This window comes from Rhodococcus sp. MALMAid1271 (assembly GCF_049195265.1).
In the GTDB taxonomy this organism is placed as follows: Bacteria; Actinomycetota; Actinomycetes; order Mycobacteriales; family Mycobacteriaceae; genus Rhodococcoides.
Genome location: NZ_JBMIRQ010000129.1, coordinates 128,001 through 148,647, shown reverse-complemented (window position 1 = coordinate 148,647; position 20,647 = coordinate 128,001). Strand labels below are relative to the sequence as shown.

Genomic DNA, 20,647 nt, shown 5'->3' with positions numbered 1-20,647 from the left:
TTCCTTGTCTTCGAAGAGCCTACGGTCACGGTGTATCTCCGACGTAAATTATCTGTATCGTGACGGCATACCTCCGTACGAAACTATTTCGATTGGAAGCACGTGAGCAGAGGGACAACCCGGCCACGCGAACGGCCTACGCTGGCGCTTCTGCGGGCATCACGCTCGGCGGCCGATGCAATCGGTGCAGTCACGGCACAGGTCGGACTGACGATCGACCAATGGCTGTTACTCGAATTACTGGTCGATCACCGAACGACCGGATTATCCATGACCCAACTGCGCGAACTGACCGGCCTGACCGGACCCACATTGACTCGTGTGGTCGACCACCTGATCGCCAACGCACTGGCACACCGCGAAGTCGACCCGCTCGATCGGCGTCGGGTACTGGTCCACGTCTCCGTCGACGGAGCACACACCTACCGTTCGTCGGTCGATTCGGTCGACTACGAAGAAGCACAACTCGCCGTCGATTCCAACCATGCACCGACCCTCGACCACACGCGATCCTGAATCGGCACGCCGTAGCGCACGGCGACCTGCCCCGGGTCGTTGGAACCGGTGCCGATATCGCCGCCGACGTAGTTCCTGCAGCGCTTGCATACCGGCCCTGGCGGCGTGTTGTGTATCACTGTGGACTGGGTCGAGAAAGAACTGAGGGTCGCCGGTGCTACCGGTGCGGTCACGGGTGCGGGCGTCATGCTCCCCTGGGCTCTCGAGGGATCGATGTCCTGGTTGGCATTGTTGGTGTTTCCTGCGTTCTGCGGTGCGGTGGCCGGGCTGTTGGTCGGCGTGGTCGCGGTCGGCGGGGGTCGCTACGCGTTGTGGTCGAATCGCGTGTGGCCGGCACGATCACACAGGACTTGGCGACACCGATTCGCCGCGCTGAGCGCAGACTCGACCCGCGGTGTCACCTCGAGCTCGACACTACGCATCTCGTGAATCGGGTAGCGCCCGGATGTGTCGGAGAAAGCAGCGAGCGGCGTCGAGTCGATCGGCATCGTAGTCCTGCCATTTCGAGGCAGGAACGTCCTGGTGCGCAACCTCGACGAACCCCCGTCTCGCGAAGAACTCTGCAGCCTCCCCGCTGACCGTCACCGCGAACAGGTTGCTGACCCCTCGCTCACGGCAAATTCTCACCAGCCCGTCCATCAGTAGTCCGCCCGCGCCCAGCCCCGAAAACTCGGCCACTGTGATCAATCCGGAGACCTCCCCGAATCCCGTTCCGGCATAACGGTCCACCTCGAGACCGACGATTCCGGCAAGGTGTCCGGTGCGAAGGACCCGCGCACCGAGCCCGCCGACAGCCATTCTCGCAATCTCGATCCGGCTGCGCGGCTTGAGTACCCCTTCGTGTACCCCTTGCGCCACCAACGATTCGATGGCGGGAAAATCGTCCACTTGGAGTGCGGCGAGGTGAAGGTACCGACCCTGGGTCAGGACGGTCCCGCGGCCGTCGAAAGTGAGTAGTTCGAATTCGAGATCTTCTGCACAGCAGAGGTTTACGCTGTATGCGCCGCCTGCGAGAGCCTCTTGAGCAGCGGGTAGGAAATCGTCGAGCCCTCGTTCGGCCAGATGAGCGCCGAGACGCTCGCGGTGCACGTCGATATCCGCAAAGCTGCGGGGTGGGTTTCCCCAACCGCCGCCCGGATCGGTCAGCACCGTCTTCGATGCACGAACGCTCGCCGACACGAAACCTGCCGTGCGCGCGACAGCGGAAGCCTCGGCACCGACAACAACGCATTGCGAGTCCGCGGTAGCGAGCCATAGATCGGCTACTCTGTCGTCGCTCCACACCGAGGACGCGTCCATTGTCAGACCACCGACGGCGTCGACGGTGGCCGAAACGCTGTCGACCGGTACCACGAAGATGAAGCGCGTATCGCGAGCACCGAACTCGCCGACCGTGCGTGCCACCGTTTCCAACGCAACAGATCCCAGCACGGGAAGCGCGACAACGATCGTGACCCCGCGGAACTCCTCGATGAAGAAGTCGCGCTCTGGAACAGGTACACCGCTCGATGTCAGTTCCACTGCGGCCTCGCGCGGTACAGGTCGTCTAGGACGCGGCACACGCGGATTCGTCCGCAGATCGTCGCTCGTCACGATCGGCCCAGATCCGATGGCCCGCGACCGTCTGGGTTCCCAACCTCGGTTCGGTGCCACATATATCGGTTCCAGGTCGGTGTACTCACCGGATCGAATTTACACCGGTGCCCGCCCGGCCGATCCTTCGGAGAAGTCGACGGTGGTGCGCTCCCTGGCACGAACCCGGGCGCTCCTCGATACCTGTGGCGTCGACCGAGCGGATGCCCACGCCGACAGGACTCCAGCGACTCGGAACGGCCCTGCCATCGACGCGGTCTGCGCGATATCCTCTGCTCATGGCCGTCGACCCTGTAGTTCGGATATCCCGATTGCGTACATTGATCGATCACCCTCGCACGGGTATCTCGGAACGAGATGCAGCTCAACGCATGCTGAATCGAATACTTCACAACCTGCGTCCTGACACCGCTCCTCGTCGACAGTACGGTTCTGCCCACAGCCGACTCGGCAGACATGCAGGACTCGACACCATCGCCGACATGATTCGAGCCGATATCGCCCTGGCCCGCACCGACCTGCCCACCCCGACACAGGGCGACGACGTTGCCATGGTCGATCCGATTGCGCACGCTCCCAACGGCATACAGTTCGATGTCGCTGTACGCCACGACTGCGAGATCGTCGTCACGATTGTCGGCGTCCCTACGGCGTGGGGCTGGGTCGATGACGGCGGGCTCGACCTCCACTCCCCTGCACTTCGAGCTCTCGTTGACGAGATCGCATCGATCATCAACAGCTACAACCACTCCGGCCAAGACATCACCAACCGATTCTCCGGTCGAGTTCGCGTCGGAGACGCCACCGTCGTGTGGTGACCGAAACGGGCGACCGTCAGCAAGGCGGTAGGTTCGCGAAACGTCGGCAGTACACCATGCTCCACTGCCAGAGAGCTACTTCTCGGTTGCGCGGGCCGCAAGCCCTGCGATGATCAGGTCGAGTCCCACGTCGAACTCGTCGCCGAAGTCGTAGCCGGGGCGCAGTGCACGGCCGAGAGCGAACTCCTTGAAATACGGCAGGACGCCGTCGGGAATAGACGCGAGGATTGTCTCGCCGAGCTCGGCGAGGTCGGGTTCACCATCGAAAGCCAAACTCAGTTCCTGTATCAAGAACCCGTACAGGTGAGCGTCGAGAACGGCGAACGCGTGCCCGGTCAACTCGAGTGACAGTCCACCCTCGCGTAGACACCCGATCACCGCATCGTGGTGTTGCAACGTGGCGAATCCGGCGTTGCGTCGTGAGTCCATGAGGCCCACTGCCCATGGGTGCTTCTTGAGGACCCCCCGGGCCGACTGCGACCTCAGCCGCATTTCCGACTGCCAGTCAGCTCCGATGCGTGGCGCGTGAAATTCCGAGAACACCTCGTCGACCATGCCGTCGAGCATGTCTTCCTTGTTCTTGACGTGGTGGTACAGCGACATCGCCTCCACGCCCAGTCGAGTGGCCACTCCACGCATCGAGACCGCGCGCAACCCCTGACTGTCGGCGAGATCCATTGCGGACCGCACGATCTCGTCGCGGCCCAATGCGCTACCACGATGGATCTTTCTGCTGTCGGTCATTTCTTCGCTTCCTCGATGTGTGCTGCAACCGTTGACGTTCTTACATCGTAAGTCTATCGTCAGGATATGACTTACAGTGTAAGACCACGAGCTGGGACCATGCGGGCAGTCACTCAAAGCACCTACGGCGGCACCGACACACTGCATGTGAACGAGATACCAGTGCCGACCCCGGGGCCGCGCGAGGCCTTGGTCCGCGTCCGTGCTGTCGGGATCGACCGCGGAACCGTCCACCTCATGACCGGATTGCCGTATGCCGTCAGACTCGGATTCGGCCTGCGTCGGCCGAAAGCTGCCGTGATCGGCCGAGATCTGGCCGGTGTGGTCGAGGCAGTCGGGGACAAGGTGACCTCCGTCGCTGTCGGTGACGAGATCATCGGCTCTGCCCGCGGGTCGCTGGCACAGTTCGCGGTGGTACCGGAGTCTCGCCTGTCCCCCAAGCCCGCGAGCTTGTCTTTCGAGGAGGCGTCCGTCCTACCGATCTCGGGCAGCACTGCGCTGCAAGCAGTTCGGGACGCAGGACGCATCGAGTCCGGCAACCGAGTCCTGGTGATCGGCGCCTCCGGCGGTGTGGGATCGTTCGCCGTCCAGATCGCTGCGGCGCACGGCGCGGAGGTGATCGGAGTAGCGAGCGCGGCAAAAGCCGATCTCGTTCGAGCCCTAGGAGCCAACCGCGTCATCGACTACACCCGCGAGGACATCGACGTCCATGGACCCTACGACGTGATCATCGACCTGGCGGGTCTCCGAACGATCGCTCGACTTCGACGGAGTCTGACCGAGAACGGAACGCTGGTGATCGCAGGCGGCGAGGGCGGAGACCGATGGCTGGGCGGAGCCCACCGCCAAATCGGTGCAGCGGCCCTCTCCCCCTTCGTCAGGCACCGGATCACAGCCCTGATCAGCAAAGAACGCGCAGCCGACTTCGCCGAACTGGCCTCGCTGGTCGAGGCCGGCTCAGTCCAACCTGCACTCGACCGCGTCTACTCTCTCGACCGAACGGCCGACGCAGTGGCAGAGCTGGCCGCAGGCAAGGTCCGCGGGAAGACGGCAGTTCGGCTGTGAGCCACCCGACCGAACGACGACCGGGGCGGTCGAGCGCTGAGCGGACAGCACGGTATCGATCGAGGACGTGAAAGTCAGTCGGAGGCAGGCGGAAACAAGTTGTGCAGTGTTCTGCGCAACGATTCGGAACTGACCGGTTTCGTGAGCTCGCCGGCCAGCCGAGCCGAGATGTCTGCCGACAGAGTCGAGTATTCGAGGATTCCTGTGACCAACACGAAGGCCGGGGGGTCGTCGCGACGCTCCACTTCTTCGAGGACGTCGATTCCCGTTCCCGATGGCAGGTGGAAGTCGGAAATCACCAAATCGTGGTGGGAGTCGACGACGGAATCGATCGCCTCGGTGGAATCCGCAGCCTGATCTACCGCCCAACCGAGTCGACGCAGCATATGGCACAAGACCAGACGGCTGACGGCGTCGTCGTCGACCACGAGGGCAACGCGCGTCATCAGGTGGACCCGCTCTCGGTTGGATCCAACATCACGAAGATCTGGTCGAACTGAGTGAGCCGGAACACCCGCATTGCGTCGTCGGACCGAGGGCGAACCAACGTCACGGTTCCCCCTTCGAGCACGCGATCCCGACGGGCACGCGCGAGAACCGCAAGACCCGCACTGTCCACGAAGGTGACGGCAGCGAGGTCGATCACCAAGTACTGCGCCGAAACGAGATCGTCCTGGGAGAGCCGTTCTCGCACGGTCACAGCTTCGACCATGTCCAATCGTCCACCGAGCACGAGAGTTGCTTCGTCTCTGCCCGCAGTGGAGACACTCATGCTGATTGCGGGAAATTCGGCCGCATCGAAATTCGTCACTGACCACTGCTCCTGATGTCGATCCGTAACTCGAGGTGATTTCCGGATCCGATCCGTTCGTACGCGATCTCGCTGACGAGCGAGCGGATGATTCGCAGGCCGTAGCCACGGTCACTGAGCTCTCCGGGCGAACGAACCGTCGGTCCCGGCAGTTCGAACACATCGCCCTGATCGGTCACACGCACTATGAGTCGGTCCGAACTGAGCACCAGACTCAGTTCGATCACTCCACCCTCGGGAAGATTCGCATGGTCGATCACATTCATGCAGGCCTCGTGCACGGCCAGTTCGGCCCGGGGGAAAACATCCGCTGCCGCATCGGGTTCCAGCTGATCCGTCGCGGCTTTGAGCCATCCACCGACCGCGCGCACGGCCAAAGCGTTCGGTTGCAGTTCCAGACGCGATTGCGAGAGTGTGGTCATGCCGGTGTACTCGAGTTCTTGAAGATCACGAGCGTGCAATCGTCGGAGGCCGTGCTGCCGGCCGCGAACGCATGGACCGCGTCGAGGATCGATTCCCCCACTGCCGAGGATCGCTCGAGGTACAGCCTGTGGCACAACTGGTCGAACCGGTCGTATCCGAACAGGTCCCCGTTCGGGTCGGCCTGCTCGGTCAAGCCGTCGGAACCGAGGATCAACCAGTGGCCGAGGTCGAGGTCGACCGTCGAAACGGTGGGCACCCGGCCTCGGATCACCCCGAGCGGCGGCACGGTCGCCGCAACAGGTTCTACTCCCGACGCCCGCACCGCGACGATCGGCGAGTGCCCGGCATTGACCAGGGAGATCGAGCGGCTCCGCTCGTCGACCACACCGAGGGCGAGGGTGATGAACATACCCACCTCGTCCAAATGTTCGTACAGTTCGTCTTCGACACGACCGAAGACATCCACCACCGACGCTTCGGAATGGGCGAGGAAGGCCACTCTGCACGCAGCTACCGCGCGAGTCATCAACATTGCAGCTGGCAGGCCTTTACCTGCGACGTCTCCGACCGCGAACCAGATCGAGTTCTGTGCCTTACCGAACACGTAGAAATCTCCACCGGTGAGCGAAGCAGGAGTGGTGCTGGCGAACACCTCGACCGCGCTCGACCGAGGTGGCTGCTCGATGATGACCGACTGCGCGAGCGCCGAAGCGAGTTGATGCTCACGCTCGACCGCCGCCCTCTCGAGTTCGTATCGATGCAGCTCGTTGAACGCGATCATCACGCCGAGCGCTGACACGATCGCGTCGACGATCGGTAGATCCACTGTCGAAAACGGTTGGCCGGTCCGCCTGTAGAACCCGATGAAATTCCCGCCCTCGCCCTCGGGATCGAGCGTGGCAATGACTGCGTGGTCACCGTCGGTGGTGCGCAGCAATTGGCCGGGTGCCGCAGCGAGGCTGCGCCGAGCAGTCTCCGTACACGGATCGAGCCCCGCCGTGTCACCCGCAGTAGCTATGACTGTGCTTTCGGTGAACAACACGACGAGAAAGGAACTCGTCAACGCAAGCGCCTCGTCGAGCAACAGTCCGATAGTTTCGTCGCTCGCAGCACCCTGGACATTGATCTGGGCCAGGGTCTTCATGGCATGGATGCGGTCCTGGCTGGCGATGAGGGCCTCGGTCAGTTCACCCTGAATCGACTGGAGGCCTCGGACCTCTGCACGTACCCGGCCAGCCAGACGGTCCACCTCCGCAACAGAGTTCGACTCCGACTTCCGACTTCCGGAAGCGTGCGCGATGAGCAGATCGACCGCTTCGTCGAGCGACGTCGGTTCGATGGCCGCACGCTCACGACGAACCTGTGACGACGTCGTACTCACGACGCGCTCGTATCCGCGTCGTCGATGGTGAACACCTCTGCGAGGTCGGTGATTTCGAGGATGACGCGGACCGGGTCGGAGAGCTGGGTCAAGATGACCTCACCACCGAGCGCCGCGGCCGCCTTCTGCAGCCGCACGAGTTCGGCGAGCGCGGAAGAATCCACGAAGGCGACCTGCGACAGGTCGATGCGCACAGTGTTGTTCTCGGCTGTCACCAATGGGAAAACGGCAGTTCGGAATCCATCGGTCTCGTGAGCGTCGAATCGGCCGACCAGGTGTACGAGCCGTTGTGACGGCTCGATTTCGGTTCTGATGATCACGGGCAGGTCTCCTTGTCGTTCGGCGTGGACGTCGCAGCTCGCGCGAGCGAGGAGTCGGGGCGCGTATATCGACCGCTGAGGTCGTAGCGGCGAATACGAATCAGGTCGCGTAGGAACTGCATGCTGACCTTGGCGGCCTCTACGGTCGAACCCGGAGCATCGATCCATTCGACCGGCACTTCGGCCGCACGATAGCCGACTTTGTTCGCGAGATAGAGGATTTCGAGGTCGAACGAGAAGCCATCCACGATCTGCATCGTGAACAGCGTCGATGCCGCATCTGCGGTGAAGAGCTTGAATCCACATTGGGTGTCGGACACCGTCACACCGAACCCTCGCGACACGACGACGCGAAGTGACTTGCTCAGCACTCGCCGCGTCAAGCTCTTTCCGCTGACCGCTGCGCCCTTGGCTGCACGGGAGCCCACGACGACATCGAAGCCCTCGTCGATGAGCGAGTAGAGGCGGTCGAACTGTTCGATCGGCGTCGACTGGTCAGCGTCGGCGAACAACACCACTTCTCCACGCGCAGCGAGCATTCCTCGTCGAACCGCGTCACCCTTCCCGGTGTTCTTCTCGGCGACGACGAGAGTCAAGTTGGCGAATCGCAGGTCTTCGACGAGTGCGACGGTCGTATCGGTCGAACCGTCGTCGGAGACGATCAGCTCCCAGGGCTCACTGCGGGCACTCATGTGCGTAGCGATCGCGCCGATGGTGGGAAGGATGCGCCATTCTTCGTTGTAGGCCGGAATGACCACGGATACAACGGGCTTGGCGCACAACGGCTCGGTGACCCACTTTCGGTAGGCACGGTATGCGGACGAATCCTCGCTCATTGGAAGGCCTCTTTTCGGCTGCGGTTGGAAATCCACGTGCGCGTCATCGACCGGCTCCCGAGAGCGAGGATCAGGAACGCCATGGCAATGCCTTGCATCGCGATCAACGTCGTCATGTCGCTGTGCCAGATCAAGACCAGGACGAGTTGAAGCACAGCAGCGCCGAGGAGATACCAGGATTCGGTCACCAGTGACTGCGAAAGTCTGTAGCTCGCCACGAGATTGCCGATCGCGAACAGTGTGGTCGTCCCGGCGTAGGCGGCCAGTGGAATCGAGAGATCGGAGTACTCGGGGCCGAGGACGAATCCGAGCGCAGGTCCGCCGAGCCAGAGCGCTCCTACTGCGCACGTGGCGCCGATGCCGATGACGGCCAGGATGCCGAATCGGAGGACCTCCGATGACTCACGGCCTGCCGCATGACGCCGGGCAACGACCGGGAAAATCACCGTGGCAACCGACCATGCCAAGAAGAACACAGCACGGCCCACCAGCGCGACGGCAGCGTAGATGCCGGCATCGGTAGGGGTGAAATAAGCTTTCGCGACGAATATGTCGCTGTTGTTGGCGATGATCTGACCGATCAGGAGAACCGACACGAGACCGGCGTACGCCCGCACCTCGGCTCGATCGATACCGTTCCCGGTGCGTGGACTGCGAGACCTGCTCGCGATACCCACCACCACAGTGGTGACGACGAATGATGCTGTCAGAGCTACCGTCGCTCCTTCGACGCCGAAACCCATGGTCACCAGCAGCACGCCCAATCCGAGGCGAGTAACCATCTCCACGACGAACGAGAGAGCAAGGGGTCCGAACATCAAACGTGCTTGCATGACGCCGCGTCCGACCGCTTGGACGAGCCAGAACGGGATTCCCACGGCCAGTATCACGAACGGCCACGATGACGCCGTCTGAAAGATCGTCGACCAGAACGAGGATGCACCTGCAAGCACTACTGCGGTGACGACTCCGGACCCGAGAGCGATGCGTCGGAGTCGACGAGCGAGGAGATCGGAGTCGCCCTCGAACCCCAGTTCGTCGGATCGTGAGATGAATCGTGCTGCTACCAACTGCAGACACAAAGCGATGGAGGTCAGACTGAACAGAAACGTCACCATGAGGTTGGCGTCCGAGAACTCCGCCGGTGTCAGCACGCGTCCGAGAAAGAGATTGAGTCCGTAGTTTCCGATGTTGGCGACCAGCATCGCGATCGCCAACATCGATCCACCGCCCACGAGCCTGCGACCGACCCTCGACGATGCCAATTCGGGAGCAGTCATCTCGTCGTCCGCTTCGCGAGCAACCGCTGGATGTGCGCGACGTGCCACTGCACTACCTCGGACATGGGGATTCCGGTGGCGGCCGCAAAATTCCGCCGACCGAGCGCGGCGCGTTTGACCGGATCGTCGAGAACCTCGGCGATCGCGTCCGCGAGGCTCGATGGGTCACCCGGGCGGAAGTACACGCCGAGAAAACCCTCCTCCTCGACGATGTCGACGAGATCACCGATCCGGGGTAGGACCGCAGCCCGCCCGTACTCCCCCGCCTGGTGAAGTACACCGGAACTTCCCGTGGTCGACGTGTACGGGAACGCTACGACGGACGCCGACAGAAACAGCGGTCCCACTTCGTGCTCGGCGATGTAGCCGGGGAACTCCAGATTCGGCACGTCCGCGTAGCGCTGCGCCGCCGATTCCATGTATCCGGCCGAGTTCGGACTATCGGTGCCTGCGAGCACGAGTCGAGTGTCGTCGTACCCCCGCGCCAGCAATTCTCGGTAGGCCTCCACCAGCATGTCGACGGTTTTGTACGTACCCCATTTACCGAACGCCATGATGGTCCGACGCCCCGGAGGGACCGAGAAAGTGGGCATTGCAACGTCCTCGAAGCTCCCGTGCGGGGCGAGGACGGCATTGTTCGCCCCATACTCTTCGCGGAGAAACTCGACGTATCGCGGGATCGTCAGCGCAACCAGATCAGCGCGCAACAGAGCGCGCGTCAGAGCTCGACCAGCCGAAGTCATCAACTTGGCAGTCAGGGCTGAGCCTGCGAATCCCGCGTCCTTCATGTCGACGTTGTCGGCAAGGTTGTGCAGTACTACCAGCGTCGGCACTCGCCACAGGCGAAGAGCTGCGGGAATCAGCAGTCCCAATGCTCCCGCAATCCGCTTGTCGCCGAAGGTCGCGAACTGCAGGTTGAGCAACACCGCGTCCGGATTCGATCGTTTGATCTCGCGTGGGACACGCCAGAGGTTGGTCAGAGCGTTGAAACGCCAGCATGGACGGAACGAGACGTTCTCCATGTGCTCAGATGCACCCTCAACGGTGTGGTCGGCGTACACGAGGACCTCGTCGACCTCCTCGAGACGAGAGAGGTGTTTGACCAAGTGGTAACCGAACTCGTTCAAGCTGTTGCGGCTCGGTGGGAAAGCCGAGACAACGCCGAGTCGCAGACCCTGCATTTCCGGCTGATCATGCCGTCCATTCGTCATTCGCCACGTCCCGACCTCGTCACACTGCAGGCAAAGTCCTTGCCGGCCGCCCAGTCCATTTCGTTCTTTGCCGCCGTCTCGTGAGACTCGAACGCCTCAACGCTGTTTGGGCAGTATCATAACGCCCAGTCGCTATTTTGGTTTCCAGTCACAGTTCGTATCGCTGAATCCGTTGCGTTTTCGAAGATTCGGCGTGCGGCGTGGCCCGATATGCCGAGTCCGGGTTTCGACTGCAACAGCGAGGGGAGGGGGCTCGAGGCAATGGTCACGCTCAGATGGGCGATCGTCGAGGCACGGTCGCGCGCGATCACCGCAAGCTTCGTGATTGTCTTCCTCGCACTTGCAGCTTTTCTGGTCTCGTTGGTCGTGCTGCCCTCGACTCCCACTGTCCGGTGGGGGTTTGCAGCGAGCCACCTGGCGATCGAAGCGGCGGCGGCGGTGTTGACCGCTCTTCGCGTCGTGTTGGTTCCGCGCGAGCGGATGGCCTGGGGCTCGACGTGCGCGGCACTGGTGTGCCTCGTTGCCGGCGATACCTTCGAGACGCTCACCGGAGGAATGGGTTCCTCTGTCGGACAAGCCAACACAATCCTGTCCCAGATGTTCTATGCGGGGTTCTTCGTAGGCATCTTCGTCGGGCTCGGTCTCATCGTTCGAAGTCGCGTCGCCAACCGAACACGCGATGTCTGGCTCGACGGGCTCATCTCGGGGCTCGGCCTGCTGGCGGTGGTCTCGCTCGTGGTATCGCTTGTGGTGTCAGCGCCCGGCGATTCACCCGGGATCGGTACGTTCATCCCGATTGTCTATCCGGCGGCACCTCTGGTTTTCGTCGCCGTGTTGCTGGGAGCACTCACTGGTCTCGACCGACGTCCGAGCCCCGCCTGGTGGCTTCAGGTGGCAGCCGCACTACTGATGGCGGCATCGAATCTCGTGTTCGTTCGTTCCATTGCCACTGGGGGCTATACCTACGGCTCGCCGCTCGACCTCCTCTGGCCCCTCGCGACCGTACTGATCGCAGCAGCAGCCTGGTCCTCCCCCATGCCTCCGCCTCCGAGCGACTCGACGTTTCGCGGAATGATCTTCGTCCCCGCCACCTTCTCGTTCTGCGCGCTGTTCGTCCTCTGGATCAATGAAATCGGGCCAGGCGTGCTATGGACCAAGCGCTTCGCGATGGCCGCCATCGTCGTCGGGATCGTCCGGCTTCTCTTCGCCGTTTCCGAGGCGGAAAAGCTCCGTCAGCGAGAGAAGCTGCTCAATCGCAGCATCAGGGTTGCGCGAGACGCAGCATTGCAGGCGGCATTGGCCAAGAGCACCTTTCTCGCGACGATGAGCCATGAGATCAGGACGCCGCTCAACGCCGTGCTGGGCATGAACGAGTTGCTCATCGATACCGACCTGAACCCCGAACAGCGCGAATACGTTCAGAACGCGACGCTGAGCGGCTCGCTGCTGCTCGAACTCATCACCGACATCCTCGACTTCTCGAAGATCGAAGCCGGTGCCATCGACCTCGAAGAGCGACAGTTCGAGCTTGCGCGGTTGGTGGACGCGAGCGTCACAGTGCTCTCGTTCGCGGCGCAGAGCAAGAAACTCCCCATCGTCGCCGAGTACTCGACGGACTGTCCGAAGACGGTGATCGGGGACCCGACTCGGCTAAGACAGATCCTCGTCAACCTCATCAGCAACGCCGTGAAGTTCACCGAGCAGGGCGAAGTGCGGGTGTTCGTCTCTCGCGGCGTCTGCGACGACCGGGTCCGGTTCGAAGTATCGGACACGGGACAGGGCATAGATGCTCGACAGTTGGTGACGTTGTTCGATCCCTTCACCCAAGCCGATAGCTCGACCACCCGTACCCACGGCGGAAGCGGACTCGGCTTGTCCATCTGTCAATCGCTCGTGGGCATGATGGGCGGCCACATCGAAGTCGACAGCACGCCAGGGGTGGGCTCGACGTTTCGGTTCGAGATCGATTTGGACGACGTGTCGATCCCGCCCGAGTTCGCCGCGCTCGAACTCGGTTTCGGACCGTGGGGACCGGACTCGCGCCGTTCGTCATCACGTTCGCTACGGGTCCTTGTTGCAGAAGACAACGACACACTTGCATTGCTGTCGACACGATTGGTGGCCAAACTCGGCCACGACGTGTCGGTGGTGACGAACGGTGCCGCCGCTGTCGATGCCGTGACTGCGGAACCTTACGACGTGGTGCTCATGGATGTGCACATGCCGGTCATGGACGGCCTACAGGCGACCCGGTCGATCCGCGCCGCCGGTATCGATATCGCACAACCGCACATAGTTGCGCTGACGGCAGGTGCGACCGAGCGCGACCGCGAGGAATGCCGTGCTGCCGGTATGGACGCGTACGTATCCAAACCATTCACCGGGCAGGATCTCCGACGGGCGTTCCTTGCAGTCGAGATCACCTCCGACGGGCCCGCAGATCCGGCCCCGATTGCTGCCCCACCCCGGCTGTTCGACGAGTTGGACGAACTCGGGCCCTCGGCCAAGGCCGAGGTCTTGAGCGCCTTCTCGGCGCGAAGCGCAGAAGACCTGAGTGCGCTCGAGCGTGCACTCATCGACCGCGAACCAGGCGAACTTCGTTTCATCGCGCATCGCCTTCGCGGCGGAAGTCTGGCGCTCGGTGCCACCGACCTCGCGGCGGCGTGTTTACGCCTCGAGTCCGCTCCGGACGACGAGTCGGCTACGGCGGCGATGGTTGTCGACGTGCGTCATGCACTCGAGGACCTGGCTCGCGTCATCGACACAGAGATTCATGCGCATCCGCAGCCGTGAACGCTCGACGCCTGCCACTGCAGACGAAGCGATAGCACCCATCGTTCGGCCGGTCGGCGTCGACGGTCTGTCCACGAAGTGGATCGCATTGGCCGTCGGCGCGATCTACTACGTGGCATCGCTGGTCATCTTCCGCGACGTACTCACCGCGATACCGTCCGTGCTGCGGGGCGACGCGGTGATCGCGGGCGACGAACTGGTGCCGTTCTTCAACTGGCACAGCCAATTGCTCGATCAAGCCGCCGGTGAGTTCAACGAACTGGTCAACGGATACGAGTTCCGGGTCCGATACTCGTTCCTCACCACCTGGTTTCGGTTCTACAAGGTGCTGCCGTTCGCCATCTTGCTCGTTCTTCCGACGTTGTTCTGGGTCGCATACCTCACGGTGACGCGATTCATGGACAAGGTGTTCACCTCGCTGTCCTCGCAGGCGATCTACCTCGCGACGTTCTTTCCGATCTCCTTGATCTACCTGATCATGGTGTACTCCAAGGTCACCCACTTCTACACCCTGATCCTCGGCCTGGTCCTGCTGCTGATCTCCTCGCTGTGGATGCTCTACGCGCTGCTGTTCGCCGGACGCGCGTGGAAGCGCTACATGGTGCTGGCGTGTGTCAGCACCCTGTTCAACCCCGCGATCCACTACCTGGTGCTGTTCACGCTGTTCTTCGCGATCACCGGCGTCACCCTCCTCGCCGGTGAGGTCGGACGGTGGATACGGCGCGGCGGTCCCGCTCGCGCGCGGCATCTGCCGAATCGTGCGCGCACCTTGATCACCCGATCCGGCCGAGTCCAACGACTGCGGGCATGGCTCCAGTTGGTCGGCGGCACCACGACCGGACGCCTGGTGGTCGCCGGTGTGCTGTACGTGCTGATCACCCTGGTGCCCTACGCCTTGTTCGTGAAGTACGTGGCGCTCGCGGGAGTGACCAATCTGAGCGACACGGTGCCCGGCGACTTCTATTTCATCCAGGACGCGTCGGTGTCGTGGCTGCACCTGTTGTCCTGGGATCTGGCCGGCATCACCGACAAGATCCTCTTCGGTGACTATCTGGCCAAGGTGCCGCGATATCCCAACGCGCTGTACACGATTCTGATCTTCGTCCCACTGATCGTTCCGCCGGTGCGCAGGCGACTGTTCAGCACCCGGTCACATCGGCAACTGCTCGCGGTGATCTATGTGGCCATCGTCTTCGCGATGTGGGCCACCATCGGTTACGGCGAGCCGTTGTGGTTCCCGACCTTCCACCGCACCCTGGCCGCGCTGGCCATCACCGCCAACGAAAGCCATTCCGCCATAGGCAACCTGGTTGTCACCGCCGCCGGAACCGTGGTGCAGATTCTGCGCTTCCCCCATCGGTTCCAGCTGATTCTGTTCATGCTGGCCCCGCTCGTGATGTCACTGACGTTGGCCTATCTGATCGACAGTGTCAGCGGCCGGTGGATGCGCATGCCGGCTCGCACCTCCAGGTCGACCAGCGCCGCCAGTTCGACCAGCACCACCGGATCGCTTCGCAGCACTGCCCGACTTCGCCGGCGCCCCCGACCGAGCGCGGCGACCACGCACACCCGCAGCGCACTGCTGCTCAAGCTGGTGGCCACCGCCTGCATCGGGCAAGTGTTCTTCACACCGTTCTGGGCCAACGATCCCTACCGAATGGTGTTCGCATCCGGCAACATGTCCGGATTCATGTCACCTTTTCCGCTTCAGGATCTGAAGGAGTTGAAACAGGCGCTCAACGAGCTTCCCGAGGGCAAGACGGTCGTGATTCCGCCCACCGAGACCGCAAAGTTGGTCGAAGACTCCAACGGCATCGACCACAAGTTCATCGACAAGTTCTTCATCTACTACCTCGACAAACCGAGCTATTACTACGGGCTCACCGGCGACGTGAAGAACAAGTTCGAGTTCTTTCTCATCCTCCGCGGTCTCTACTACCAGCAGGACTGGTGGATCAACGAGGCGCGCGACATCGAGGTCAAGTACATCGTCGTCAACCGAAAGATCCACGACAACGGAGGAATCGGTGCCGAATACCTCCCCGACGTCGAAAGCTACGTCGAGCCAGGATTGGCCAGACTCGGCGACGACGTAGCTCTGAGATTCGAGAACGACAGCTACGCACTGTACGAGATCACCGATCAGCCTCGGCCCGATCGCGAGACGCTGCTGGTGGACTCGAGTTGGCAGACCTACCTCGATCTGGTGTTCAACCGTCGAAACCTCAGTCGCTGCTACAAGTTCGAGTTCACGCCGTATTTCGACCCGGCCAGTGTTCCCGCCGATGCACCGATACAGCTCATCACCGACGACGAACGTACGTCGGCGCTGAACCTGTACCTGCTGAACAACCCTGATGCGATCTCGAGCCCCGACACCCGGATGTTCGCGTTCAATCCCGACGTCGTGGCGTCGAATTACTATCTGTCACCGATGTTTCGGTCGTTTCTGCTGTTCTCGAACACCAAGTGGAATCGCACGGGCATGATCACCCCGGGGGTGTTCGGTTCGCTTCGCGGATCGTTCATCGGCCTCCCCCGCGCCACGGAGATCGGCGTGCCCGTCGACGTCACCACCGCCGGAAAGTACCGAGTGCTGATGCGCTCGGCCAACACCGCGAACACCCTGCACATCACGTCACCGTCGCTGGCCTACGACCGAACGATCGAGCTTCGATCGCCCGCATCGAACGTGAAACTCTTCCCCACCGACGACGTTTACACCAGCAATCGTGTGGCTGCCGACACCAGCGGTATGTCCGTCGAGGACTTGGAGAAGGCGATACCCGATCAGCTGGTGCCCGTGAACTCAGGGTTCAGCTATCAAGACCTTGGGACGGTGGACGCCGACGTCGGTGTGCACACGTTCGCCATCGACAAGACCGACACCAACCCGATGCTGTTCGAGGGGATGATGCTCATTCCCGAAGACGTCTACCAGAACGTAACGCTGCCCTCGAACGTGACACCCGTGCTCGATCCGAACACACTCGGGTGCTCCGAACGCACCAGGAGCGCAGGCGCGACCGACGGGTATGTCGACCCGGCCGCCAACCCGGCCAACGCGAATCTGACCCAGGACGAGCTTCTGAATCTCGCGGCCGCCGACGTTCAGGACCTCGCACCGCCGGAGGGCGGCGTGGTGGGATCGAGCTGGCTGGGCGTCGCTCTGACCGCCGTACTGCTCTTCCTCAGCGGACTCCTCGTTCGGTGGCGCGCGCGACTTCGACCCGACGAGTTCGACGACCCCCCAACAGAAAAGGAGAACTCGCCATGACCGAGCCCGCACGCAGAATCGTCTTTCTCGGAACCCACGGTCAGTACAACATCGGCGACGAGCTGCTCCTGGACACCTTCCTCACCCAGCTCGGGTCACAGCACCACTATGTGGTGAACAGCTACGACCCCGAGTTCACCAGGACCCAGTTGGCGAGGCGCTTCGACGTCGAGGTCATCGACACCGCAGGTGACCGCCGAAGGTTACTGCGTGAGCTGATGCGTTGTGACGTACTGTGTTTCGGCGGTGGATCGATCGTCAAAGAGCTGTACGCGTCGACCGGTCGCAATCGCTACTCGACTCTGCTGATGATTCTCGCGATCGTCACCTTCACCCACCGCATCGCTCGCAAGCCCATCACCATGCTCAACGTCGGAGTCGGGCCGGTGCGCACTCCCCGCGGACGGCGACTCGCTCGAATGATTCTGTCTCAGGTCGACGAGCTCACGGTGCGCGACGAAAAGTCCCGCGCACTGTGCGCGTCGATCGGTATCACCCCGGTTCTGGCCACCGACGCGGTCTTCTCAGTAGACGCCGGATCACTTCTCGGTGGAACCGAAGCCGACCCTGTGGCAGATGGTTCCGATCCGGTTCGGGTAGCGCTGAACCTCAACTTCGATATCGAGAACCCGGACAACTGGGAGTTGTTCCTCGACCGGCTCGCCACCGCCCTGGTACGGGTCCACGAGCAGCGTCCGATCGAGCTGCACGCACTGCCCATGCAGGCCGGGTTCAAAGAGCACGACGACGCCGAGGTCTTGCAGGAGTTCTCCACCCGCGTTCCGTCCATCCGATTCGTCGAGCACGAGTTGACCTCGCCCGCCGACGCCGCCCGACTGATCCACAGTTGCGACGTCCTGGTGAGCGAACGGCTGCACGCCATCGTCATGGCATCGATCCTCGGAGTTCCGTCCTTCGTGCTCGCCTACGACGTCAAGGTGCGCGAGCTGGCGTCGATGCTGGGGCTGGTTCCCTGGAGCGTCGACATCAACGAGCCCTTCGACGCCGACGACGTCGGTGACCGAATCCTCGACCTCATCGAGCAACGCGAGTCCGTCGCGGCCGAGGTGCATCGACATAGCGCAGAACTGGGGCAGAGGGCCAGGCGCAACTTCGAGTCAGCCAGACAGTGGGTTGCAGCCGCCCGATGAGCGAACCGGGCCGCGGCGAGGGCAACTCGAACGCCGCACGATGCAACCTCGTACTGGCGATATCGGAAGTACGAGGATATGGTTGCCTATGTTCACCAAGGTGAGCCTGTGCTGCTCTGGCGGTGCATGACAGCCGTTTCGAGGAGGGCCCGCCGATGTCCGTCATGACAACCCAACTCGAGGCGCGGCGTATCTCGACCGAACGGCCCGGGGCTGGGTCGTCCGAGTCGGCGGACTCCGCTGTCACCACATTGGCCGATATGCGAAAAGGGCAGACCGCACACGTGGTCGATGTCTGCGATGAGCTCGATCCTGCATCGGCGCGCCGGATGTTCGATCTGGGATTCGCGCCCGGAGCAGAGGTCGAGATGCTGCGCAAAGCGCCGATGGCCGACCCGGTCGTGTTTCGCATTGCCGGCTACGACATCGCGCTCCGACGGGTTCAAGCTCGCTGCATCCACGTGGCGATCACGACGTGACCTGCGGGCCTCACGGGGCCAGCGAACCGTCAGACGCGGGATCGATCGGAACCGACACTCGTATCGCGCTGGTCGGAAGCCCGAACTCCGGCAAGACAACGCTGTTCAACGCGCTTACCGGACTGCGCGCGAAGACCGGAAACTACCCCGGAATCACGGTCGCCAGATACGAGGGCCGGACGCGAGTCGGTGACCGCGACGTTCTCGTCGAAGACCTTCCCGGCACGTACAGCCTCGACGCGATCAGCCCTGACGAGCAGATCGTCGCGGATGTTCTCGATCAGGACGATCTCGTCACCAGCACCCCGAACGGATTGATCGTCACCCTCGATGCGACGACCCTTCGTCGATCGCTCGGCATGCTCGCGCAGGTCTTGAACACCGACCTACCAGTGTGTGTGGTTGTCACGTTCACCGATGAGTTGGCTCGCAGACAGGGCTCGCTCGATATCGAGGCGTTCTCTCGGGCTCTGACCGTTCCCGTGGTGGCAGTCATCGGCGGCAGACGTCAGCAACTCGATCAACTACGCCGCTTACTGCCGTCCCCCGGCGCTTGGCAGCGCCCTCCGGTTCTGCCTCCTACCGCTCCACGGGAGGTGACGAGCTGGATCGAATCGATCCTGGACACTGCGGGGTATCGGTTACCCGAGGTCGATGCCCGCACCCGGCGCATCGACTCGATTCTGTTGCATCCGGTCCTCGGCACCGTCGTGTTCTTCGTGACGATGTTCGCCTTCTTCCAGATCATCTTCTCCGTCGCGGCTCCCTTGCAGGGCTACATCGAGGACTTCTTCGCCTACCTCGGAGATCGAGTGGACCGCTTGGTCACCATCGGGTGGCTGTCCAGTTTCTTGTCCGACGCCATCCTGAGCGGGGTGGGCGGGGTTCTGGTGTTCCTCCCCCAGATCGCCCTGCTGTTCATCCTCGTCTCCTTCCTCGAAGGAGTCGGATACATGGCGCGGGCGGCGTTTCTGATGGATCGCGTCATGTCCAAGGCAGGTCTGGAAGGGCGTGCTTTCGTCGCCCTCCTGTCCTCGCTCGCATGCGCCATCCCCGGCATCATGGCCACCCGAACACTGCCATCGACGCGCGACAGAATCGCCACCATGATGGGCGCCCCGTTGATGACGTGTTCTGCGCGTCTTCCCGTGTATGTGCTGCTCATCGGCCTGCTGGTCACTCCCGACAAACGCGTCGGCCCGTTCGGAGCCCAGGGCGTGGTGATGTTCGGCCTCTACCTCGTGGGCGCTCTGTCGGCGATGGCCACGGCCTGGTTGTTCTCCCGGATCGGACGTGGGTCGGGGCCACTGTTGCCGTTCTACATGGAGATGCCTCCCTATCGGCTGCCGTCATTGCGATCGGTGGCGTTGTCGGTGTGGGATGCCTGCAAGGGATTCCTCCGTAAGGTCGGCAAGATCATCCTCGTCACCACAATCATCCTGTGGGTGTTGCTCACTGTTCCGTTCCGCAGCGACGCCGACCTCCAGGCTGCGGGTGTCGATCCGACCGACCAAGCGGCTGCCTCGAGTTATGTCATCGACCACAGCGCAGGTGCCGCTGTCGGCCGGTTCGTCGAACCCGTCTTCGAGCCGCTCGGCTTCGACTGGCAGATCAACGTGGCCGTCCTCGCTTCTCTGTCTGCTCGCGAAGTCTTCGTCGCGACGATCGGCCAGGTCGCGGCCGCGCAGGATCCGGACAATCCAGGGACTGCACTCGAGAACATGACAGCTCAGTCCGGTCCGAGGGCCGGTGAGAAGCTCTTCACTCCCCCGGTCATCGTCGCGCTTCTCGCCTTCTTTCTCTATGCGTTGCAGTGCATGTCGACGATAGGCGTCATGCGCCGGGAGTCGGGCACGTGGAAATGGCCCGCGATAGCCTTCGGGTACATGTTCGTCGTTGCCTGGGTGATGGCGTTCGCCGCCAAAACCGTCGTCGGGGCTTTCGTATGA

At 62.5% G+C, this 20,647-nt stretch carries 19 protein-coding genes; 9 read left to right on the top strand and 10 right to left on the bottom strand.

What is annotated here, in order from left to right:
* The first annotated feature begins 102 nt into the window (after positions 1–102).
* Both ACOQFP_RS26535 and ACOQFP_RS26530 read left to right on the top strand, forming a co-directional pair.
* Entirely contained in the window at positions 103–516 is a 414-nt protein-coding gene (locus ACOQFP_RS26535) for a MarR family winged helix-turn-helix transcriptional regulator (RefSeq protein ID WP_206487632.1), read from the top strand.
* A 120-nt stretch (positions 517–636) separates the two neighbouring features.
* Complete coding sequence (locus ACOQFP_RS26530) at positions 637–945, top strand: hypothetical protein (RefSeq protein ID WP_421586011.1); 309 nt, start codon at positions 637–639, stop codon at positions 943–945.
* Here ACOQFP_RS26530 and ACOQFP_RS26525 read toward each other — a convergent pair.
* A complete protein-coding gene (locus ACOQFP_RS26525; protein WP_421586010.1) occupies positions 931–2,037 on the bottom strand; it encodes a GNAT family N-acetyltransferase in 1,107 nt (368 codons plus the stop codon). The genes ACOQFP_RS26530 and ACOQFP_RS26525 overlap by 15 nt on opposite strands.
* A 554-nt stretch (positions 2,038–2,591) precedes the next feature.
* On the opposite strand from ACOQFP_RS26525, the gene ACOQFP_RS26520 reads away from it, so the two are divergent.
* Positions 2,592–2,927, top strand: coding sequence for a hypothetical protein (locus ACOQFP_RS26520; protein ID WP_421586009.1), 336 nt, complete (start codon positions 2,592–2,594; stop codon positions 2,925–2,927).
* Between the two features lie 75 nt (positions 2,928–3,002).
* On the opposite strand, the gene ACOQFP_RS26515 is transcribed toward ACOQFP_RS26520, so the two are convergent.
* Positions 3,003–3,671: a TetR/AcrR family transcriptional regulator gene (locus tag ACOQFP_RS26515; protein ID WP_421586008.1), complete on the bottom strand. Its 669-nt coding sequence runs from the start codon at positions 3,669–3,671 to the stop codon at positions 3,003–3,005.
* Positions 3,672–3,818: 147 nt separating this feature from the next.
* Here ACOQFP_RS26515 and ACOQFP_RS26510 point away from each other — a divergent pair, with 147 nt between their 5' ends.
* On the top strand, positions 3,819–4,736 hold the full coding sequence (locus tag ACOQFP_RS26510) for an NAD(P)-dependent alcohol dehydrogenase (protein ID WP_421586007.1): 918 nt from the start codon (positions 3,819–3,821) through the stop codon (positions 4,734–4,736).
* A 74-nt stretch (positions 4,737–4,810) separates the two neighbouring features.
* On the opposite strand, the gene ACOQFP_RS26505 is transcribed toward ACOQFP_RS26510, so the two are convergent.
* From ACOQFP_RS26505 to ACOQFP_RS26470, 8 genes are read right to left on the bottom strand one after another with little or no spacing between them, the layout of a single operon-like run.
* Positions 4,811–5,182, bottom strand: coding sequence for a response regulator (locus ACOQFP_RS26505; protein WP_206487642.1), 372 nt, complete (start codon positions 5,180–5,182; stop codon positions 4,811–4,813).
* The gene (locus tag ACOQFP_RS26500) at positions 5,182–5,547 is read right to left on the bottom strand and encodes an STAS domain-containing protein (RefSeq protein ID WP_421586006.1); all 366 of its coding nucleotides are present in this window, start codon (positions 5,545–5,547) and stop codon (positions 5,182–5,184) included. Before ACOQFP_RS26500 ends, ACOQFP_RS26505 begins: the two co-directional genes overlap by 1 nt.
* Positions 5,544–5,969: an ATP-binding protein gene (locus ACOQFP_RS26495; protein WP_206487646.1), complete on the bottom strand. Its 426-nt coding sequence runs from the start codon at positions 5,967–5,969 to the stop codon at positions 5,544–5,546. Before ACOQFP_RS26495 ends, ACOQFP_RS26500 begins: the two co-directional genes overlap by 4 nt.
* Entirely contained in the window at positions 5,966–7,351 is a 1,386-nt protein-coding gene (locus ACOQFP_RS26490; protein ID WP_421586005.1) for a PP2C family protein-serine/threonine phosphatase, read from the bottom strand. The genes ACOQFP_RS26495 and ACOQFP_RS26490 overlap by 4 nt, the downstream gene beginning before the upstream one ends.
* Entirely contained in the window at positions 7,348–7,671 is a 324-nt protein-coding gene (locus ACOQFP_RS26485) for an STAS domain-containing protein (RefSeq protein WP_206487650.1), read from the bottom strand. Before ACOQFP_RS26485 ends, ACOQFP_RS26490 begins: the two co-directional genes overlap by 4 nt.
* On the bottom strand, positions 7,668–8,507 hold the full coding sequence (locus ACOQFP_RS26480) for a dolichyl-phosphate beta-glucosyltransferase (RefSeq protein ID WP_421586004.1): 840 nt from the start codon (positions 8,505–8,507) through the stop codon (positions 7,668–7,670). Before ACOQFP_RS26480 ends, ACOQFP_RS26485 begins: the two co-directional genes overlap by 4 nt.
* A complete protein-coding gene (locus ACOQFP_RS26475; RefSeq protein ID WP_421586003.1) occupies positions 8,504–9,787 on the bottom strand; it encodes an oligosaccharide flippase family protein in 1,284 nt (427 codons plus the stop codon). Before ACOQFP_RS26475 ends, ACOQFP_RS26480 begins: the two co-directional genes overlap by 4 nt.
* On the bottom strand, positions 9,784–10,998 hold the full coding sequence (locus ACOQFP_RS26470) for a glycosyltransferase (protein WP_421586002.1): 1,215 nt from the start codon (positions 10,996–10,998) through the stop codon (positions 9,784–9,786). Before ACOQFP_RS26470 ends, ACOQFP_RS26475 begins: the two co-directional genes overlap by 4 nt.
* A 261-nt stretch (positions 10,999–11,259) precedes the next feature.
* Here ACOQFP_RS26470 and ACOQFP_RS26465 point away from each other — a divergent pair, with 261 nt between their 5' ends.
* The 5 genes from ACOQFP_RS26465 to feoB all read left to right on the top strand — a co-directional run bounded on the left by ACOQFP_RS26465 (position 11,260) and on the right by feoB (position 20,647).
* A complete protein-coding gene (locus ACOQFP_RS26465) occupies positions 11,260–13,791 on the top strand; it encodes an ATP-binding protein (RefSeq protein ID WP_421586001.1) in 2,532 nt (843 codons plus the stop codon).
* On the top strand, positions 13,772–17,068 hold the full coding sequence (locus tag ACOQFP_RS26460) for a hypothetical protein (RefSeq protein ID WP_421586000.1): 3,297 nt from the start codon (positions 13,772–13,774) through the stop codon (positions 17,066–17,068). The genes ACOQFP_RS26465 and ACOQFP_RS26460 overlap by 20 nt, the downstream gene beginning before the upstream one ends.
* Positions 17,065–18,219 (top strand): polysaccharide pyruvyl transferase family protein, encoded by a 1,155-nt coding sequence (locus ACOQFP_RS26455; RefSeq protein ID WP_421585999.1) that lies wholly within the window; start codon positions 17,065–17,067, stop codon positions 18,217–18,219. The genes ACOQFP_RS26460 and ACOQFP_RS26455 overlap by 4 nt, the downstream gene beginning before the upstream one ends.
* Before the next feature lie 155 nt (positions 18,220–18,374).
* Positions 18,375–18,698 carry a FeoA family protein gene (locus ACOQFP_RS26450; RefSeq protein WP_206487662.1) on the top strand — a complete coding sequence of 108 codons (324 nt, stop codon included), beginning with the start codon at positions 18,375–18,377 and terminating at the stop codon, positions 18,696–18,698.
* Entirely contained in the window at positions 18,695–20,647 is a 1,953-nt protein-coding gene (gene feoB, locus ACOQFP_RS26445) for a ferrous iron transporter B (protein WP_421585998.1), read from the top strand. Before ACOQFP_RS26450 ends, feoB begins: the two co-directional genes overlap by 4 nt.